12 protein-coding genes and 1 pseudogene are annotated in these 16,532 nt (G+C 72.0%); 3 read left to right on the top strand and 10 right to left on the bottom strand.

The features are described 5' to 3' along the window. Position 1: 1 nt before the first annotated feature. Positions 2-3,286: an AfsR/SARP family transcriptional regulator gene (locus tag E1294_RS01615; protein ID WP_165977029.1), complete on the bottom strand. Its 3,285-nt coding sequence runs from the start codon at positions 3,284-3,286 to the stop codon at positions 2-4. A gap of 685 nt (positions 3,287-3,971) precedes the next feature. Here E1294_RS01615 and E1294_RS01610 point away from each other — a divergent pair. Then, positions 3,972-4,286, top strand: a complete 315-nt coding sequence (locus tag E1294_RS01610) for a hypothetical protein (protein WP_132503814.1) — start codon at positions 3,972-3,974, stop codon at positions 4,284-4,286. Between the two features lie 66 nt (positions 4,287-4,352). After that, positions 4,353-4,724 carry a cupin domain-containing protein gene (locus tag E1294_RS01605; RefSeq protein WP_132503813.1) on the top strand — a complete coding sequence of 124 codons (372 nt, stop codon included), beginning with the start codon at positions 4,353-4,355 and terminating at the stop codon, positions 4,722-4,724. Positions 4,725-4,843: 119 nt separating this feature from the next. On the opposite strand, the gene E1294_RS01600 is transcribed toward E1294_RS01605, so the two are convergent. The 7 genes and pseudogenes from E1294_RS01600 to E1294_RS01575 all read right to left on the bottom strand — a co-directional run bounded on the left by E1294_RS01600 (position 4,844) and on the right by E1294_RS01575 (position 13,955). Then, positions 4,844-7,246 (bottom strand): tetratricopeptide repeat protein, encoded by a 2,403-nt coding sequence (locus E1294_RS01600; protein ID WP_132503812.1) that lies wholly within the window; start codon positions 7,244-7,246, stop codon positions 4,844-4,846. A 223-nt stretch (positions 7,247-7,469) separates the two neighbouring features. Continuing rightward, positions 7,470-10,673, bottom strand: a complete 3,204-nt coding sequence (locus E1294_RS01595) for an AfsR/SARP family transcriptional regulator (RefSeq protein ID WP_132503811.1) — start codon at positions 10,671-10,673, stop codon at positions 7,470-7,472. Between the two features lie 84 nt (positions 10,674-10,757). Continuing rightward, positions 10,758-10,913: pseudogene (locus E1294_RS57910) on the bottom strand (helix-turn-helix transcriptional regulator); the annotation flags it as partial. Between the two features lie 164 nt (positions 10,914-11,077). Beyond that, entirely contained in the window at positions 11,078-12,277 is a 1,200-nt protein-coding gene (locus E1294_RS01585; RefSeq protein ID WP_132503810.1) for a DUF1266 domain-containing protein, read from the bottom strand. Between the two features lie 195 nt (positions 12,278-12,472). Continuing rightward, the gene (locus E1294_RS01580; protein ID WP_132503809.1) at positions 12,473-12,823 is read right to left on the bottom strand and encodes an ArsR/SmtB family transcription factor; all 351 of its coding nucleotides are present in this window, start codon (positions 12,821-12,823) and stop codon (positions 12,473-12,475) included. A 3-nt stretch (positions 12,824-12,826) separates the two neighbouring features. Beyond that, entirely contained in the window at positions 12,827-13,003 is a 177-nt protein-coding gene (locus E1294_RS52315) for a hypothetical protein (RefSeq protein WP_165977028.1), read from the bottom strand. 133 nt (positions 13,004-13,136) lie between these two features. Further along, positions 13,137-13,955 (bottom strand): SAM-dependent methyltransferase, encoded by an 819-nt coding sequence (locus E1294_RS01575; RefSeq protein ID WP_246082751.1) that lies wholly within the window; start codon positions 13,953-13,955, stop codon positions 13,137-13,139. A 212-nt stretch (positions 13,956-14,167) separates the two neighbouring features. Here E1294_RS01575 and E1294_RS01570 point away from each other — a divergent pair, with 212 nt between their 5' ends. Then, positions 14,168-14,536: a hypothetical protein gene (locus E1294_RS01570; RefSeq protein WP_132503808.1), complete on the top strand. Its 369-nt coding sequence runs from the start codon at positions 14,168-14,170 to the stop codon at positions 14,534-14,536. Here E1294_RS01570 and E1294_RS01565 read toward each other — a convergent pair. Both E1294_RS01565 and E1294_RS01560 read right to left on the bottom strand, forming a co-directional pair. Next, positions 14,523-15,275 carry a S1 family peptidase gene (locus tag E1294_RS01565; RefSeq protein WP_165977027.1) on the bottom strand — a complete coding sequence of 251 codons (753 nt, stop codon included), beginning with the start codon at positions 15,273-15,275 and terminating at the stop codon, positions 14,523-14,525. The genes E1294_RS01570 and E1294_RS01565 overlap by 14 nt on opposite strands. A gap of 127 nt (positions 15,276-15,402) precedes the next feature. Continuing rightward, positions 15,403-16,488 carry a trypsin-like serine peptidase gene (locus E1294_RS01560; RefSeq protein ID WP_132503806.1) on the bottom strand — a complete coding sequence of 362 codons (1,086 nt, stop codon included), beginning with the start codon at positions 16,486-16,488 and terminating at the stop codon, positions 15,403-15,405. Positions 16,489-16,532 lie beyond the last annotated feature (44 nt).

Here is a 16,532-nt window from a genome sequence, read left to right as displayed (position 1 = left end):
TCTAGGCGGTTATGGCGGGTTCCGGGCTCGGGCGGTTGCGGCGGGTTCTGGGCTCTAGGCGGTTATGGCGGGTTCCGGGCTCGGGCGGTTGCGGCGGGTTCTGGGCTCGGGCGGTTATGGCGAGCGCCGCCTTGACGGCCTGCTCGTGCCAGCCCGTGGAGCCGATGCCGGCGAAGATGTCCGCGGCCTGCCGCAAGCAGCCGATGCTCTCCTCGTCTTCGAGATGCCCGAGCGCGAGGAGGATGCGGCCCTCGATCAGCCTGTCCCCCACCTGGCGGGCGATCCGCAACGCCTGGTGCAGGTCGGCGGCGGCCGCGACCAGCTCTCCACAGCCGAGCCGCGCTTCGCCCAGCGCGTGCAGCGCGTACGCCTGGCCCACCAGGTCGTTCAGGTCGATGGTCATGGCCAGTGCCTGCTCGCCGTCCCTGACGGCCTCGGCGTGCAGGCCCTGGCGGCGGCGCACCTCCGCCCTGCGCTTGAGCAGCTGGGCCTCGCCCAGGGCCCGTCTCGTGCTGATGGCCAGCGCGCGATCCAGCAGCCGCGCGGCCTCCTCCAGCCGGCCTTCGAGCATGTGCACGTGGGAGAGGAAGCCCAGTCCGTGAGCCAGCGCCATGGCGTCGCCGACCTGCTCGAACAACTCCAGCGCGCGTTCGATCTCCGCCTTGCCCCTGCAGAGGTCGCCCTGGGTGAGATGGACGGTGCCGAGGTGGCGGAGCACGATGGCCTGGCTGGGCACGTCCGCGAGCTGCTCGAAGAGGCCGAGCGCCGCGCACAGGAACTCGGTGGCCTGCGGCAGCCGCCGGAGGGCGAGGTTGAGCGCGCCGATGGAGTAGAGCATGGCGGCCTGGCCCGGCAGGTGGGAGGCGGCGCGGCAGGCATCGAAGGCCTTGGCCGCCACCGCGTGCCAGTCCGCGAAATAGGCACGAGACTCGAACAGGTGCACATAACTGGCCACGAGGTCGCGGCTCAGGTCAGCGAGCCCCAGCTCGGCGCACTGCGACACCGCGGCGACGAGAGTCAGCCGCTCGCTCTCCAGCCACGCCAGCGGGTCGCTCAGCACCACCGCCAGGGCCGCCTCGTCGGGCAACCAGCGCGGCTCGTCGCCGCGCGGAACCCTGCTGTACCGGTGGCCGAAACGCAAGTCGCGTGCCCTCTCCGCCAGGCCGAGCAGCCCGCTGAAAGCCCGGCGCAGCGCGGCCCGCGCTGCGCCGGGCGGCCCTCCGTCCTCGGCCTGCTCCCGGGCGAACAGGCGGATCAGATCGTGGAAGCGGTAACGCGGCTGGCCGGCCCCGTCGCTCCCGAGCGGCTGCAGCAACTGGGCGTCGACCAGCTGTTCGAGCAGCTGTTCCGCGTCCTCGACCGACGTGTCCAGCAGCGCCGCCGCCAGCCAGGGCGCGAACCCGCACGGAGTCTCCACCATCGCGAGCCAGCGGAAGGCCAGGGCGGCGCGCTCCGACAGCTCGCGGCAGGACAACTCGATGCTTGCCCTGACCTCGAAGTCGCCCCGGCTGAGCTGGTCCAGCCGGTCGTGCTCGTCGGCCAGCCGCTCGGCCATCTCGGCGAGCGACCACTGCGGCCGCACCGTCAGCTTCGCCGCCGCGATGCGCAGCGGAAGCGGCGACCTGTCGCACAGTTTCGCCAGCCGGGTCGCCGCCTCCTGCTCGGCCGACACCCGCTCGGCCCCCACCACACGTTCGAGCAGCTCGACCGACTCCTGCTCGGTCAGGACGTCCAACGGCACCTGCAGCGCGCCGTGGCTCACGGTCAGCCCCTCCAAGCGGCGCCGTGAGGTGACGATCACGCAGCAGCCCGGCGTGCCAGGCAGCAGCGGGCGCACCTGCGCGGCCGACTCGGCGTTGTCCAGCAGGACCAGCACCTGCTTGCCGTCCAGGGTGCTGCGGAACAGCGCGGTCCGCTCCTCCAGCGCGGGCGGAACCGCCTTCCCCGGCACCCCGAGCGCGCGCAGGAGACGCTCCAGGACGGCCGACGGCTCCGCCGACCTCCTGTCGCGGTCGTAGCCGTGCAGGTTCGTGAACAACTGACCGTCAGGGAACCGGCTGGCCACCTCGTGAGCCCACCGCAGGGCGAGCGAGGTCTTGCCCACCCCCGCGGCGCCGCTGATCACGGCCACCGGCAGGCCGTCCCGGTCCGGCCGCGTCAACCGGTCGAGCATCCGGATCAGCGGCGTACGGCCCACGAACGCGGACACAGCGGGCGGCAACTGCGCCGGACGTACCGTAACCGCCAGAGGCGGCTGGTCAGCCTGACCGCCGGACGTGCCGGGTTGCGCGGTCGATGTGCCGGGCTGCGTGGCGGTCATGCCGGGTGGTGTGGCCGGCGTGCGGGGCTGCGTGGTGGGCGTGCCGGGTTGCGCGGCCGACGTGCTGGGTTGCGCGGTGGACCTGCCGAATGGCGCGGCCGACGTGCCTGGCGGCGCGACGGCCAAGCCGGGTGGACCGGATGGGGTGGTGAACGTGCCGGGCGACGTGGCGGATGGGGCGGTGGACGTGCTGGGCGGTGGCGCGGGTTTGTCCACGTGCGCTGTGCCGGCAGGGGACGGCCCTGCCAGGATCGCCTGTTGAAGGTCCCGCAGGGCCTGCCCCGGCTCCAGGCCGAGCTCATCCAGCAGATGCCTGCGCCCCTGCCGGTAATTTTCCAGCGCGTCGGCCTGCCGTCCCGAGCGCCACAACGCCAGCATCAGCCGCTCGCGCAGCCCTTCGCGCAGCGGGTGCTCCTCCACCAGCCCGGCCAGCCGGGCGACGGCCTCGCGGGGACGGCCGCAGGCCAGCTCCGCGTCGGCCCACTCCTCGGCGATGTCGAGCCGGGCGTTCTCCAGGCCGCGCGCAGCGGCGGCGATCTCGGTGGAGTCGATCTCGGCCAGCACCGGGCCGCGCCACAGGTCGAGCGCCCGTGCCAGCGCGGCCGACGCCTCCTCCGGCCGGCTCGCCCGCCGAGCGGCGGCGGCCTGCTGCCGCGCCTCGTGCGCGTCCAGCCATACGCCGTCGGTGAGCAGGCGGTAGCCGACCTGCTCGGTGACGATCAGCTCCGCGTCCCGGCCCGCGGCCTTGACCGCCTTCCGCAACGTGTGCACGTGGATCGCGACCTGGTTGCGCGCCGACCCGGGCAGGCGGTCTCCCCAGATCGCCGTCACCAGCCGGTCGAGCGGTACGATCCGCCCGGCGTCCAGCAGCAGGGCGGCGAGCAGCGAGCGCGGCCGCGGGCCGCCCAGCTTGATCGGACGCCCCAGGCAGCTCGCCTCCAGCGGCCCGAGGATCCGGAATTCCATCTGAGTTGTCATGTCATTCCCCGTCGACCGTTCGATTGCCGTCTCCCCCTAGCGGCCCGGGCCTTTCATGAATCGGTTTGAAATCCCCTGTAAAGCCCGGGCACTTAGCCTCGCACCTCGACCTGATTTGCCGTACCAGTTACGTAACAGGGAGGTGCCATGAGGAACGCCGGATCGTTGCCGGCGGCGACGGGCGCCGCGCTGATGGCCGTGCTCGGCGCGCCCGCCCCGGCGCAGGCCGAGAACGGAGGTGAGGCCCTACGGCTGGGGTCGTCGCCGGAGACGACAGGACCCATCAGGTCGTCGTGCTGGACTCCCACAACTCGTCGTGGGACCCGGACGCGCTGAAGTGGAAGGGGAAGCCGTCCGCGAAGAACGGGGTTTCCCGAGGCCGAGCCGGACGACTGCACGCAGTGCTCGGGGGCGATCGCGGATGCCCGGCTCCGCCACGGCGGTCCTCGTCAGAGCGGCGGCAAGTCGGTGCTCGCGGTGGACGACGGAGGGTTCATCGGGGTGGCGGAGTTCAAGCGCCCGGCGGGCACGGCGTGCTCTGGGACCGGGTGAGCCGGCTGCTCTGAGGCGCTCGGCGATGACGACCTGGTGTCGCTCAAGGTCGGCGGCACCTCCGCGCGCCCGACCCTGACGGAGACGCACCGGGTGGCGCTGCCCGGCAAGAAGGGCGGCCATGACCTGGCCCCCGGTCTTCGGCGACAAGGGCAGGCTGTGGGTCACCACGAACGACGCCGTCTATCAGTACGTCAAGTCCACCGGCGAATTCACCACCGAGAACGCCAACGAGGGCAAGGTGGACGTACGCCTCGTGAAGGCGATCGGCGACCAACAGGGCACCGGGCAGATCCTCAGGACCCGGCCGAAGAACGGCTGCGGCGCGTCGTGGTGCACCGACACGGTGGAGTTCTTCGGCGGCACCGCCTCGCGGACGGTTAGGCGGCCACTCGCGGTTCGGGTGAGTGCCTGGGCATGGCGATTGCGGCGATGAGGTTTACCGGGCCCCGCGATCAGGCAGGAGGAGAGCCCGTACGAACCCCGAGAGCAGGAGCTGACCGTGCACCATTTCACCATCGCGACCGTCGCCGAGGAGAGCGCCGACTTCCGCCGTGTGTTGTGGACGGGGGAGAAGAGCCAGTTGGTGATCATGACGGTCCCGCCGGGCGGCGAGATCGGCGATGAGGTCCACGAGGGCATCGACCAGATCCTGACGTTCGTCTCCGGCGTGGGCGAGGCCCGGGTGGGCGGCGAGACCAGGGAGGTACGGCAGGGCGATCTGGTGGCCGTCCCCGCCGGGACCCGGCACAACTTCGTCAACACCGGCGTGAACCCGCTGGTCCTCTACACCGTGTACGGCCCGCCGGAACACGCCGACGGGGCCGTGCACAAGACCAAGGAGGAGGCCGACCGGGCCGAGCACGCCGCCTGAACCCACCGGCGGCCGGCGGTCATCCGCCCACGCTTCGGCCGAACCGCCGGCGGTGCAGCGGCCATCCCGCCCGGAGCGGCGGAGTAGTGGCCATCCCGCCTGGACCGGCGGTGTGGCCGTCACCCCGCGCTGCGCCGGAACTCGCGGAACCCGCGAAGTTCGCGAAGTTCTCGGAGCTCGGCCCAGGCATCCGCGGCCTTGGTGTCGCCGAGCTCCGTGAACATGTCGAACGCTTGCCGCCAGGCGACCTCCGCCGCTCGCATGTTCCCTCCGGCGCGGTAGGCGAAGCCCAGGTTGAGCTGGGCCGCCGCCTCCCCTCGCGCGCTCCTGATCGAGCGGGCGATGGAGATCGCCTCCAGGTGGTTCCTGATGGCGCCGGCGTGGTCGCCGGAGGCGGCGTGGGCACGGCCCAGGTTGGTGAGGTTGGTGGCCTGGACGAAGAGCGCGCCGCTGCTGCGGTTGATGCCGAGCGCCTGCCGCCAGCACTCGATCGCCGCGGCGTAGTGGCCCAGGCCGAAGTGGGCCTCGCCGAGCGTGTCGAGGACGTGGGCCCGCCCGCGCTCGTATCCGGCTTCGGCGGCCAGGGTCAGCGCCTGCTCGCACTGCGCCCGGGCCGTGCGGTAGTCCTGCTGGTCGACGGAGACCATGGCCAGGTTGCCCATGACCTTCGCCTCGCCGCGCCGGTCGCCGCACTCTCGGAACGCCAGCGTCGCCTGGCGGTAGCAGCGGTTCGCCTCCTCGGAGAGCAGGAGCTCGGTGCAGGTGTTGCCCATCGCGCTGAGCAGGTGGCCGGCCAGCTGGGGGTTGCCGATCAGCGGCACGGCCTTCATGGCGGCTTTGTGGCTGTCGAGCAGCTCGTGGTAGCGCTTGTAGTGGGCCAGGAAGCTCTCCGTCAGGTAGGCGATCTGGCACGCTGCGAGCGGGGCGTCGTTGGCGCATGCCCACGCGGGCAGCGCGGTGAGCGTCTGGTGTTCCAGCTCGCACCAGCGCAGGGCCGCCGGCAGGTCGGGGAAGGCGACGGGCTCCGCGGGCGCGTCCAGCTCGGCCAGCCGCACCATCGGCGCGCGCATGCGGTCGGGCGCGAAGGCGGTGTCGGCGGCGTACAGGCAGTGGATGAACCACGTCAGCAGCCGGGCGACCGCGGCCTCGCGGGCCGAGGGCGGGTCGAGGCGGTGGCTCTCGGCCGCGGCGTAGGCGCGCACCAGGTCGTGCACGTGGTAGCGGTCGCGGCCCTGATGCTCGACGAGGTGGGTGGACACCAGCCGGTCCAGGTGGCGGCGCGCCTGCCGCGTGGGCAGCCCTGACAGGGCGCTCGCCGCCGCCAGCCCGAAGTCGACGCCGGGATAGAGCCCGGCCACCGCGCGCAGGATCCACTGGGTGTCCCGGTCGAGGCGCTGGTAGGACCAGGACAGCACGGTACGCAGGTCGGAGTAGGCGTCGTCGCCGCCGTGGAAGGATTCGAGCCGCTCGTGGTCGCGGGCGATCTCGTCGGCGATCTCCGACAGGGGGATCTCCGGCTGCCTGGCGATGCGCTCCGCGATGATCCGCAGCGCGAGCGGCGAGTGGTCGCACAGCCGGGCGAGCTCCTGTACGGCGGCGTCGTCGCCGGTGATCGTGGCCCGGCCCGTGAGGATGCCGAGCAGCGCCACCGACTCCCGCAGGTCGAGCGGGGGCAGGCAGATGCGGGCGGTGGCGTCCCTGGCGGCCAGGCTGCGCAACTGGTCGCGGCTGGTGACCACGACGACGCAGCCGCCGGCCGGCAGGAGGGGACGGACCTGCTCGCTGCTCAGCGCGTTGTCCAGCAACACGAGCAGCCGCCGGCCCGCCGTACGGGTGCGGAACAGCGCCGAGGCGGCGGCCGGCTCCTCGGGGATCTCCTCGGGGGGCACGCCCAGGCCGCGCAGGAGCGTGTTCAGCGCGCTGATCGGCTCCAGGGGTTCGAGCGTGCCGAAGCCCCTGAGGTTGACGTAGAGCTGCCCGTCGGGGAACGCCTGCGCGACCGTCGTGCACCACTGGACCGCGAGCGTGGTCTTGCCGATGCCCGCGCTGCCGACGATGACCAGCACTTTGGGGTGGGGCTCCGCGGGGGATCCGTCGCCGGCGAGGACGTCGTCCAGCGCGCCGAGCTCCTTGCGCCGGCCGACGAAATGAGCGGCGTTGGGCGGCAGTTGCCGCGGCACGGTCGCCACAGGCGGCGGCGGCGCGTCCCCGGGGCCGGTGCCGGTGCTGGTTTCGGTGCTGGTGCTGGTCAGGGGGGCGGCGCCGGGCTGGATCTGGCGCGCCGCCTCGTACAACCGCGCCTGTTCGCCCGCGTCCAGGCCCAGCGCCTCGGCGAGCAGGTGCACGGACGTGTTGCGCGGGCGTTGCGGTGCGTCGAGCTCCAGGCGGCGGATGGTGCGCACGCTCAGGCCTGTGCGCTCGGCCAGCTGCTCCTGGGTCAGCAGCGCACGCTCGCGCCAGGCTCGCAGCAGCGACCCCAGAGTCAGGCCGGCGTGGGCGGTGTCGCGTAGTTCCGCCGGCATCACCCCGTCTCCGGCCGGTCGCGTCCAGGGCGCGCAATCGAGATCCGTAGCTTCATGGCAAGGTGTCCTTTTTGTGAAGCTTTCAGGGTAGGTAAGGTACGACCGAGCGTGACGCTACCCAGCCCGGCTTGACGAGATGTTGACCCGCCCAGGCCCGCCGGAACCCGCCCGTTCGGACGGTTGTCGTCGCAGGTCAGCACCCCTTACGGGGAGGCTTGGACGATCAGGCGGGCGGCTCGCGATCACCCGGTTCTGCCGCTCGGGTGCCGCTCCCCATCCCGCGCAGCAACGGCCTGAGGTCCTCCGCCTCGGGCCTGCCCATCCCGCGGAACAACCCGAACGCACCCCTCCAGTACGGTAGCGCCTCTTCCGCCCCATCCCGATCGCGCACCAGCGAGCCGATGAGCGACAACATGTGCGCCTCGCCCAGGGCGTGACCGGTCAGCCGGTACACCGCCAGCGCCTTGCCCGCGTCCTGGAGCGCCTGCTGCGCGTCGCCGAGCGCGTGCTGGGCGCCGGCCATCGCGGCCCACGACCGCCCCTCCAGGAGCCGGAACCCGTCCGCGGAGGCGGTGGCGAGCGCGAGCCGGGCGAGTTCCAGGGCGTCCGCGGGCCGCCCGGCGTCCTGGTGCGCCGCCGCCAGACCGAGCCACGCGCTCACGCGCGGGGCGCGGAAGGCGCTCTCGCCGGTCAGCTCCAGCGCACGGCCGCACCAGTCGAGCGCCCGCCGGTGGTCCCCGAGCGCCAGGTGCACTCCGGCCAGGGTGTTGCACGCGTCGGCCTCCAGAGGGTGGTGCCCGATGGAGCGGGACAGGTCGTGCGCGGCTGTGGCGGCGTCCATGGCCGCGTCGAGGCGGCCCGCGTCGCGGTGCACGGCGGCGACGGTGCACAGGAAGTACGCCTGGTCGAACCGGTTCTCGCCGTGCTCCAGCAGGCTGAGCGCGGTGTCGAGGCGCTGCGCGGCCGGGTTCGGCCGGCTCATCTCGTGGTAGGTGATGCCGAGGTTGCCGAGCGCCTGGGCCTGCCCGAGCCGGGAGCCGAGCCTGCGGTACGCGGCCAGCGCGCGGGCCTGATAGGTCGCGGCGGACCGGAGCCGGCCCAGGTGCCGCTGGACGACGCCGAGGTGCAGCAGAGCCGCGGCCTGGCCGGCGGGCCGGCCGGTCCGCTGGAACAACGCCAGCGCGTTGGTGAGCAGGTCGGCGCTGTCCTGCGTCGCGCCCAGCCACCAGCGCGCCAGCCCCAGCTCGTAGAGGATCTCCGCCGTCCCGTCGGACCATTCCGCCTGGCGGGCCAGTTCGAGGGCCGTGGTGTAGTGCCGGACGGCCTGCGCGTACTGCTCGGCGGCCTGGTGGGCGGCGCCGAGGCCGAGGTGGCAGGCGGCCTGGGCACGCAGGTCGCCCGAGCCGGCGGCCGCCGCCAGGCCGCTGCGTACGGTCGTGCCCCAGCCGGGTGCCGGCCACTGGATCCAGAAATATCCCCTCAGGGTGTCGGCGAGCAACCACGCCGCCGACCGCGGTCCGTGCTTGGCGGCGTGGCGGACGGCGGCCACCAGGTTGGCCTGTTCCCGCTCCATCCAGGCCACCGCCTCGGCCTCGTCGCCGAACGCGGCGGCCGTGGCGGGGCGGGAGCCGATCGGCAGGCGCACCTTCCCCGGGTAGAGCAGCCCGGCGGCGGCGTCGGCGGTGTGCACGTACCAGTCCATCAACCTGGTCAGCGCCGCGTCGGCGTCCTCGCCGTGGGACTGTTCGCGGGCGTACAGGCGCAGCAGGTCGTGCAGGCCGTACCAGCCTGATCCGCGCGCCTCCACCAGATGGGCGCTGACCAGCAGGCGGAGCAGGCTCTCCGTCCGGCCGGCAGGGAGGTCCGCGAGCGCGGCGGCGGCGTCGGCGCGCACGTCGGGGCCGGGTACGTGCCCCAGCAGCCGGAACAGTCGCCGCGCGGCGGCGGGCAGGTCGCGGTAGGAGTGGTCGAAGGCGATCTTCACGCACGCCTGCGGATCGCCCTCCACGGCCAGACCGGCCAGCAGGCCGGCGGAGCCGAGCCCGTCGAGGTAGCCGCCGATGGACCGGTCGGGGTGCTCGGCCAGGGTGGCCGCGGCGATCCGCAGGGCGAGCGGCAGCCGCCCGCACGCCTGCACGAGCCGGGCGGCGGCCGCGCTCTCGGCGTCGTCACCGCCGCGGTCGAGGACGCGCGCCAGCAGCGCGAGGCCGTCCTCCTGCGTGAGCGGCCCCACGTCGAGCCTGCGCGCGCCGTGCGTGACGATCAGGCCGGTCAGGTGGTCGCGGCTGGTCACCAGCACCAGGCTGCCGGTGCGCCCGGGAAGCAGCGGGCGCACCTGCTCGGCGTCGCGGGCGTTGTCGAGCAGCACCAGCAGGCGCCGGTTGTGCAGCAACGTCCGGTAGAGCGCGGCGGCCTCATCCACCTCGACCGGCACCTGGTCGGCGGGCACTCCCAGCGCGCCGAGCATGGCCGCCAGCGCCTGGGCCGGTTCCAGCGGCGACGCCAGGTCGTAGCCGCGCAGGTTCACGTGCAGCTGCCCGTCGGGGAAGCGGCCCGCGATCCGGTGGGCCCAGTGCAGGGCCAGCGCCGTCTTGCCCACCCCCGGCATTCCCGTGACGACCACGACGGGATCGCCGGCCCGCGGCAACCCGTCGAGGAAGGCCAGCTCCTTGGCGCGGCCCGCGAACCCGGCGGTGTCGGGCGGGAGCTGCGCGGGCCGCCACCACGAGGGGGTGCCGTGCTCCCGGCGCGGAAGGGTGCCGTGGAGAACCCGCGCCTGCGCCTCCCGCAGCAGGTAGCCGGGTTCGATGCCCAGCTCGTCCACCAGCCTGGCGCGGATCTGGTCGAAGACGGTCAGCGCCGCCGCCTGCTGCCCGCAGCCGGAGAGCGCGAGCATCAGCTGGGCGTGCAGCCCTTCGTGCAGCGGCTCCGCGGCCGTCCCCGCGCGCAGCGGCTCCACCGCGCGTCCGTACGCGCCGAGGCTCATGGCCAGCTCGGCATGGGAGGTCACCGTCTCCAGCCACCGCCCTCTGGCCGCGACCGCGGCGGGATGGTGGTGCAGGGCGGTCGGCAGGTCGGCCAGCGGCCGGCCGCGCCAGCACGACAGGGCCTCGTCAAGCAGCTCCAGCGCGTCGCCGCCGTCGGCCTGGCCGGCACGGTGCACCAGGTCGTCGAAGCGCACCAGGTCGAGCCGGATGTTCTCGGCCGACAGCCGGTAGCCGTCGCGCACGCCGATGAGGACCTTCGCCGCCGACGGCCGGGGCAGGCCGGGCTCCATGAGCCTGCGCAGCCGGGCGACATGGGTGTGGATGAGCCGCCGGCCCGAGGAGGGCGCGTCGGGGCCCCACAGGACCTCGGCGATCTCGTCGTAGCCCACCGCGGTGCCCGGCTGCAACGCCAGAAGCCCCAGCAGGGACCGTTGCTTCATCGACCCAGGGGCCAGCCACCTGCCGCCGACGCGGACCCGGAACCGGCTCAGCACCTCCAGCTCCACGGGCTCTCGCGCGCTCGGCGGCTCCAGCCCCACCGCGTCGGCCAGCCGCCGGGCGGACGCCGGCTGCGGGCTGGCCCGGCCGAGCTCGATGTCACGGATCGCGCGGATGCTGATGCGGGCCCGCCGGGCGAGCTCCGCCTGCGTCAGCCCGGCTTTCGTCCTGGCGTCGCGCAGTGCCGCCCCGAACGTCGCGATCGTCGCTTCCTTCAGGAGACGATCTCCTTCGGCTCCGGTTTTCCTCCAGCCTCATGCATCGGACGGAGCGAGACCAGACCTGCGACCGGCCGTAAACCGGACATTTTGGATGCCGACCGGCGACTCAAGGTTCCCGGCCGTGCCTACCGGGGGGCGTCGAGGGCGAACGGGATGTTCCGCCACGGGCTGCCGGGATCCCCGGTGAGGATGCGGTGCGGGGTGAGCGCGGAGTCGTACATGTGGCCGAACGCCTCCTCGTCGAAGCGCAGCACCCGTCCCAGGACGTAGCCGGCGGAGAACGACTCCCACGTCTCGTACACCTGCCGGGTCAGCTCGCCGGCCTTGATCACCACCTGCTCCACCTCGAACGGCTCGGCGAAGCGGGCGCTGAGCCCCCAGCGCGCGAAGTTCACCGCCCGGCCGAAGTCGTAGCCGAGCGCCGAGGTCACGTACCCGTCTGGCGGCAGGATGCCGTCGGAGCGGAACCGGTCCTCGTAGCGGGCGATCCGCGCGATCAGCTGCATCATGGCGTCGATGCCGGGCGGGCCCATGCCCTTCTGGGCGAGCACGCCGGCCGCCGCCTGCTGCCACATCGACGGGTCGCGGTGCGAGCCCGGGTACTGGCGGGCCAGGTCGTTTCTCACCTGGAGCAGGAACTCCGGCTCGACCGGGCTGTTGCGCCCCTCAAGCAGGGCGGTGACCTGCGTCTGCCAGCCGCCGCGGTCGGTGACGCCCCAGGACTCCCGTAGGCTCTCGACGTCGCCCTCGTAGTGGGTGTAGACGTCGCCGACCTCGTTCCAGATCACCCCGTTGTGCACGGCGAGGTGCCCGCCGCAGGCCAGCCCGTGGGCGAGCGGCCCGTGCAGGGGGCCGGTGTACCTGGTGAGCAGCTGGTCGGCGTCGTGACCCCGCTTCGGGACGCTCTTCTTGAGCGACTTCCAGTGCCGGCGTTGGCGCTTGGCGTCGGGGAAGTACGTCCCCGACGGGCTCCCCGGGTTGACCAGCAGCCCCTGAAGCTCGCCGCCCCACCACTCCTCGGGAGGGAAGGGCAGGTTGACCTCGCAGGCGACGGCGTCGAGCCGCCTCGGGGGCAGCTCGCCCCGGGTGCGGACGACCAGGCAGTCCTTGCCCTCCGGCCCCTGCTCCGTCAGCCAGTTGACGACCAGCTTGCGGCTGTCGACGCGGTCCTTCGGCTTGTAGGAGAACGTGTCGACACCCAGCAGGACGCTCACGTACGCGTCCCAGTCACCGCGCGACTTGGCCTCGAACAATGCCCGTTCTACGTCGGTCGGCGGCACCCAGGTCGCCCCCTGGCCCGCCGGGTTACTGATCGGCATTCCCATGCAGGCAGACCTTAGTGAACAAATCCACCGTAAATAGTGACAAATCGCGAATTTGCAGGTCGTTGCCCGCGTACGACAAGGTGAAGCTCGTGTTGACCCGTGGAAAGCCCGGCACGAACGTTCGTCGGCCGGCAGAGAGCCGCGCTGGTGGAGGGCCGGCGCGGCACGATCGTGCGCCGGGGGTGACGTCGCGGGTCATCCAGGGGGCGGGTGCCGGGTCTCGGCGTCGCGGAGTTCGGCCAGCAGCTCGCCCTGTCCGGCGATCACGTCGGTGAGGATCCGGCGCGCCGAACGCATCAGCTCGGCCACGTCTCCGCTGCTCAGGACATAGACGACGGTGGCGCCCTCCCGGGTCGCCGTCACGATCCCGGTCCGGCGCAACACCGCCAGGTGCTGGGACAGGTTGGAGGGCTCGACGTCGACGGCGGCGAGCATGTCGCGAACCGACCGTGGCCCCTGCTGCAGGAGCTCCAGCACCCGGATGCGTACGGGGTGGCCGAGCGTACGGAAGAACTCCGCCTTCGCCTGATATAGGGGAACGGACATGCGTCAACCTTCGCCGCCGGGCTCCACGATGATCCCGTGGTCCTCGGCCAGGCGCACCATCTCCTCGAGGTCGGCCGCGTGCACGCGCGCCGCGTAGAAGTCACCCGACTCCAGCGCCAGCCGGTGTGCCGCGCGCGCGTCGCTCACCCTGCGCCGTACGCCGGCGGCGAAGTCCTCCACGCCCTACCTCCAGCCGTTGAACACGAGCGAAAGAGATAATGTCAGCAATTGAAGATTTCTTCAATACTGCACCTGCGTAAAGCTCGCATGGTTTCACATGCGGGCCGGAGGGGGTGCGGGGATCTCCGGAGCGTCAGGCCTTGCGGCCGACGCCGCCGTAGAGCCACTTCGTGGCCTGCGGGGCCGGGTCGGAGGGGTCCGGGCGCCAGGCGTCGATGGTCACCAGCCCGGGATCGACCAGGTCGAAGCCGTCGAAGAAGCGGGCGATCTCCCCGTGCCCGCGGAAGTAGATCGGTGTCGGCGTCCTGGCGTAGACGGCCTCGATCTGGGCGACCGCATCCGGGGAGTGGGCCTCGGTGGTGACATGGGTGGCCGTGAGGTGGCTGCCGGACGGCAGGGCGTCGTGCAGCTGGCGCATGATCGGTCCGCGTTCGTCCAGGGTGAGGAAGTGCACCATGGCGATCATGAGGACGCCGATCGGCTCGTTGAAGTCGATGAGCTTGACCGTCTCGGGGTGGCCGAGCACGTCGGCGGGGCGGCGCATGTCGGCGGCGGCCACGCTGGTGTTGTCGTCGGTCGCGAGGATGGCGCGGCCGTGCTGCAGCACCACCGGGTCGTTGTCGACGTAGACCACGCGGGCGTCGGGGACGATCTCCTGGGCGATCTGGTGGGTGTTGCCGACGGTCGGCAGGCCGGAGCCGATGTCGATGAACTGCCGGATGCCCTTGCGGGCCATGTAGCGCACGGCGCGGCGCAGGAACGCGCGATTCTCCTGGGCCAGCCGGCGGATCTCGGGCATCGCCTTCTCGACCTGTCGCACGGCCTCCCGGTCGATCTCGAAGTTGTCCTTTCCTCCGAGGTAGTAGTCGTACATCCGGGCGACGCTCGGCCTGGTGACGTCGATGCCCGTGGGTCCGTTACGCCCCTGCTCCACCATTTCCCCGACCTCCACGGTAGATCATTTCTTACTCAAGTTAGCGCAGACAGGTAGTGCGGGGTGTAAAGAGGCGTCATTCAACACTGAACCCGCCAAAAGGCCCCGGATGGTGCGATCGTTCGCCGGTGGACACGCGCGCCGCACGGGAGCGCCGCGACCGCGGCCCATTTCTCCGCACATCCGTGACATCGCGCACGGCGCGCCCCGCGAACGGTAGTTCCGCTCGTGTGTCACGCCCGGAGCTGGAAATCCCAGCCGCGACGGGCGTCGAAAGCGTCATCGCGCAGACGGCCTCCCGGATCGCCGAGCACACTCACGCGCACCGGATGCCCTCCGTCCACGTGATCCTGCACGGCGGTGTGGGCCGCGGGCGACCCGCGGGCGCGCTGCCCATCCTGTACGGCGCGCTCGCCGCGGACGGTGACACGCCCGTGGCGTCGCAGGGCGCTGAGCCGGATGGGGGACAGGAGCGCGCCGCACAGGTGGCCCGTGACGTGAGCAGGCCGCCGCTCACGTCGTACCAGCGGGAGGAACTTGGGGTAGCCGGGGTTCCTCACGCCGTGGGGGCGGCGTGGCCGCGGTTCACGGGAGGGTGACGTACTCGTCGAGGAAACTCCGGGCCGAGGGGGTGTCCAGGCGGTAGTCGTAGTTGGTGCCCCGGCAGATGTCGTCGGCTCCGCTGATCGAGGTGGCGACGAGGAGGTGCGACTCGGGGCCGCCGAGGAAGTTCGGGCCGCCGGAGTCGCCGAAGCACGTGCTGCCGTCGCGTTCGGACTTCAGCGAGAGGTCGAGCCACCGGCGTGAGAGGTTCTTGAAGGAGATGGTGGCCTGGTTGCGGGTGTCCGGGTAGTGGAATCGCGGGCCGTGCTTCTTGTTGGTGGGCTTCAGCGAGCCGTAGCCGACGGGGGTGAAGGCCGACTTCTGCAGCTTGCCCTCGGCTTCGAGCCGGTCGAGCATTCCCTCGCGGGGGAGCTGGGCGGGTTTGATGCCGGGGACGGGTTTGTCGAAGAGGACCACGGCCATGTCGTGCAGGGCTGATTCGTCCTTGTACCGAGGATCCGGTACGTAACGCCCGGTGTAGTACGTGCTCCCGGGCCGGTAACGGTCGGCGAAGGTGATCCTGGCGGTCTTCTGCCTGGGCTCCCCGCAGTGGGCGGCGGTGAGGAAGACGGTGGGCGCGATGAGCGTGCCGGTGCAGTAGGCCCATGAGCCGTCGGGGTTCGCCTCCTTCGCGATGAGCGCGCCCACTTCGGGATGTGCGTTTCCGTCGGCGATGCCGTTGGTGATGGCTGCTGCCGGCGCGGCGGGGCTCATGATCAAGGCAGCGAGGATCATGACAAAAAGGACGAAACGCATTAAAGGAGTATAAACACCACTGTCCTGTACATGAAGATGAGCGGAAAAGATCTACACGGGCCGTTTCCGGCCCGGATCGGGAACGGATCCAGGCCGGGAACACCCTTCAGAGCGCGTTGGTGTTCTGGGCTGCGCGGTAGACGGCCATCGCCTCGTTTCCGAAGAACGGGCCGAACATGAAGTCCGGCGCGAAGTTGTACTTGAAGCTGTTGACGGAGTTCAGCCAGCCCAGCCCTGTGGACTCGTCGAACCCCTGGAACCACGGGCCGCCGCTGGCACCGCCGGTCATGTTGCAGCGCAACCCCAGGTCCCGCGTCTGAACGGTGTCGTTGAACGACCGCCCGCTGCAGTAGATCAGCTCGGAACCGTCGAACGGCTCCGCGGCCGGATAGCCGAACGAGAACATCTGACGGATCCTCGGCTGGTTGAACGCCACCCCCTGCCCGCCCACGACGTCGGTCAGCGTCCGCTCCTGCAGCGGCGCGACCACGGCGGCGCCGACGTCGAAATTGATGTCCTCGCGTGCGTTCCACTGCTGGGTGGTCAGCAACCGGCTGGCCACCCAGGTGCCGAACGGCCGCCGCCCGTCATCGAAGGCCGGGACGAAGGCCCAGTTGCGGTGGAACTGGCCGTTCAGCTTCACGCAGTGCCCCGCGGTCATCACCACGCTCTCGTTCGTGCTGGTCACGGCCGTGCCGGAGCAGGAGGAGTTCTGGCCGTCGGCGGTGGTGAAGAAGACCCGGCCGGTGGTGCGCACCACCGCGCCCGCGTCGGTCCACCGGAGGCCGGGGCTGTTCGGCACCGCGGCCTGCCGCCTGACGGCCGACGTGGCGGCCACCGACCAGGGCGTGCCGCGTGACGGTGTGGTGGAGGAGCTGCGCGTGGTCCACGAACCGCGCCCGCCGGTGCCGGCCGAGGCGCCGCGGGCCGACCACGGATTGCCCCGGGAGGGCTGCTCCGGCCGGGCGGTGCGCCGCGGCGCGGGCGACGACAGCGGGCGTGCCGCCAGCATGCGCTGCCGGGTCCAGTACTGCGAGACGGTCCTGCGTTCCGACCACGAGTCCGTGGCCGACCACCTGACGGGCCCGTCGCGGTCAGGGCCGCTCACGGCGCCGGCCTGCGCGGCGCCCGCGGGCGCCAGGACGCCGGCCACGACCGCGGCGGCGGAGAGCAGGGCGACTCTGCGGTGCATTACGTACCTCCCGAAAACCGGAATCTGCCGATTGGAGGTACGCA

Source organism: Nonomuraea diastatica, assembly GCF_004349015.1.
Lineage (GTDB): Bacteria > Actinomycetota > Actinomycetes > Streptosporangiales > Streptosporangiaceae > Nonomuraea > Nonomuraea diastatica.
This window is presented reverse-complemented; position numbering and strand designations above follow the sequence as displayed.

Coding starts and splice junctions, on each gene's coding strand:
- E1294_RS01615 (WP_165977029.1), bottom strand. CDS start 3,286: ATGGAATTCCGGATCCTCGGGCCGCTGGAGGCGAGCTGCCTGGGGCGT.
- E1294_RS01610 (WP_132503814.1), top strand. CDS start 3,972: ATGACCTGGCCCCCGGTCTTCGGCGACAAGGGCAGGCTGTGGGTCACC.
- E1294_RS01560 (WP_132503806.1), bottom strand. CDS start 16,488: ATGCACCGCAGAGTCGCCCTGCTCTCCGCCGCCGCGGTCGTGGCCGGC.
- E1294_RS01565 (WP_165977027.1), bottom strand. CDS start 15,275: ATGATCCTCGCTGCCTTGATCATGAGCCCCGCCGCGCCGGCAGCAGCC.
- E1294_RS01585 (WP_132503810.1), bottom strand. CDS start 12,277: ATGGGAATGCCGATCAGTAACCCGGCGGGCCAGGGGGCGACCTGGGTG.
- E1294_RS01595 (WP_132503811.1), bottom strand. CDS start 10,673: ATGAAGCAACGGTCCCTGCTGGGGCTTCTGGCGTTGCAGCCGGGCACC.
- E1294_RS01600 (WP_132503812.1), bottom strand. CDS start 7,246: ATGCCGGCGGAACTACGCGACACCGCCCACGCCGGCCTGACTCTGGGG.
- E1294_RS01580 (WP_132503809.1), bottom strand. CDS start 12,823: ATGTCCGTTCCCCTATATCAGGCGAAGGCGGAGTTCTTCCGTACGCTC.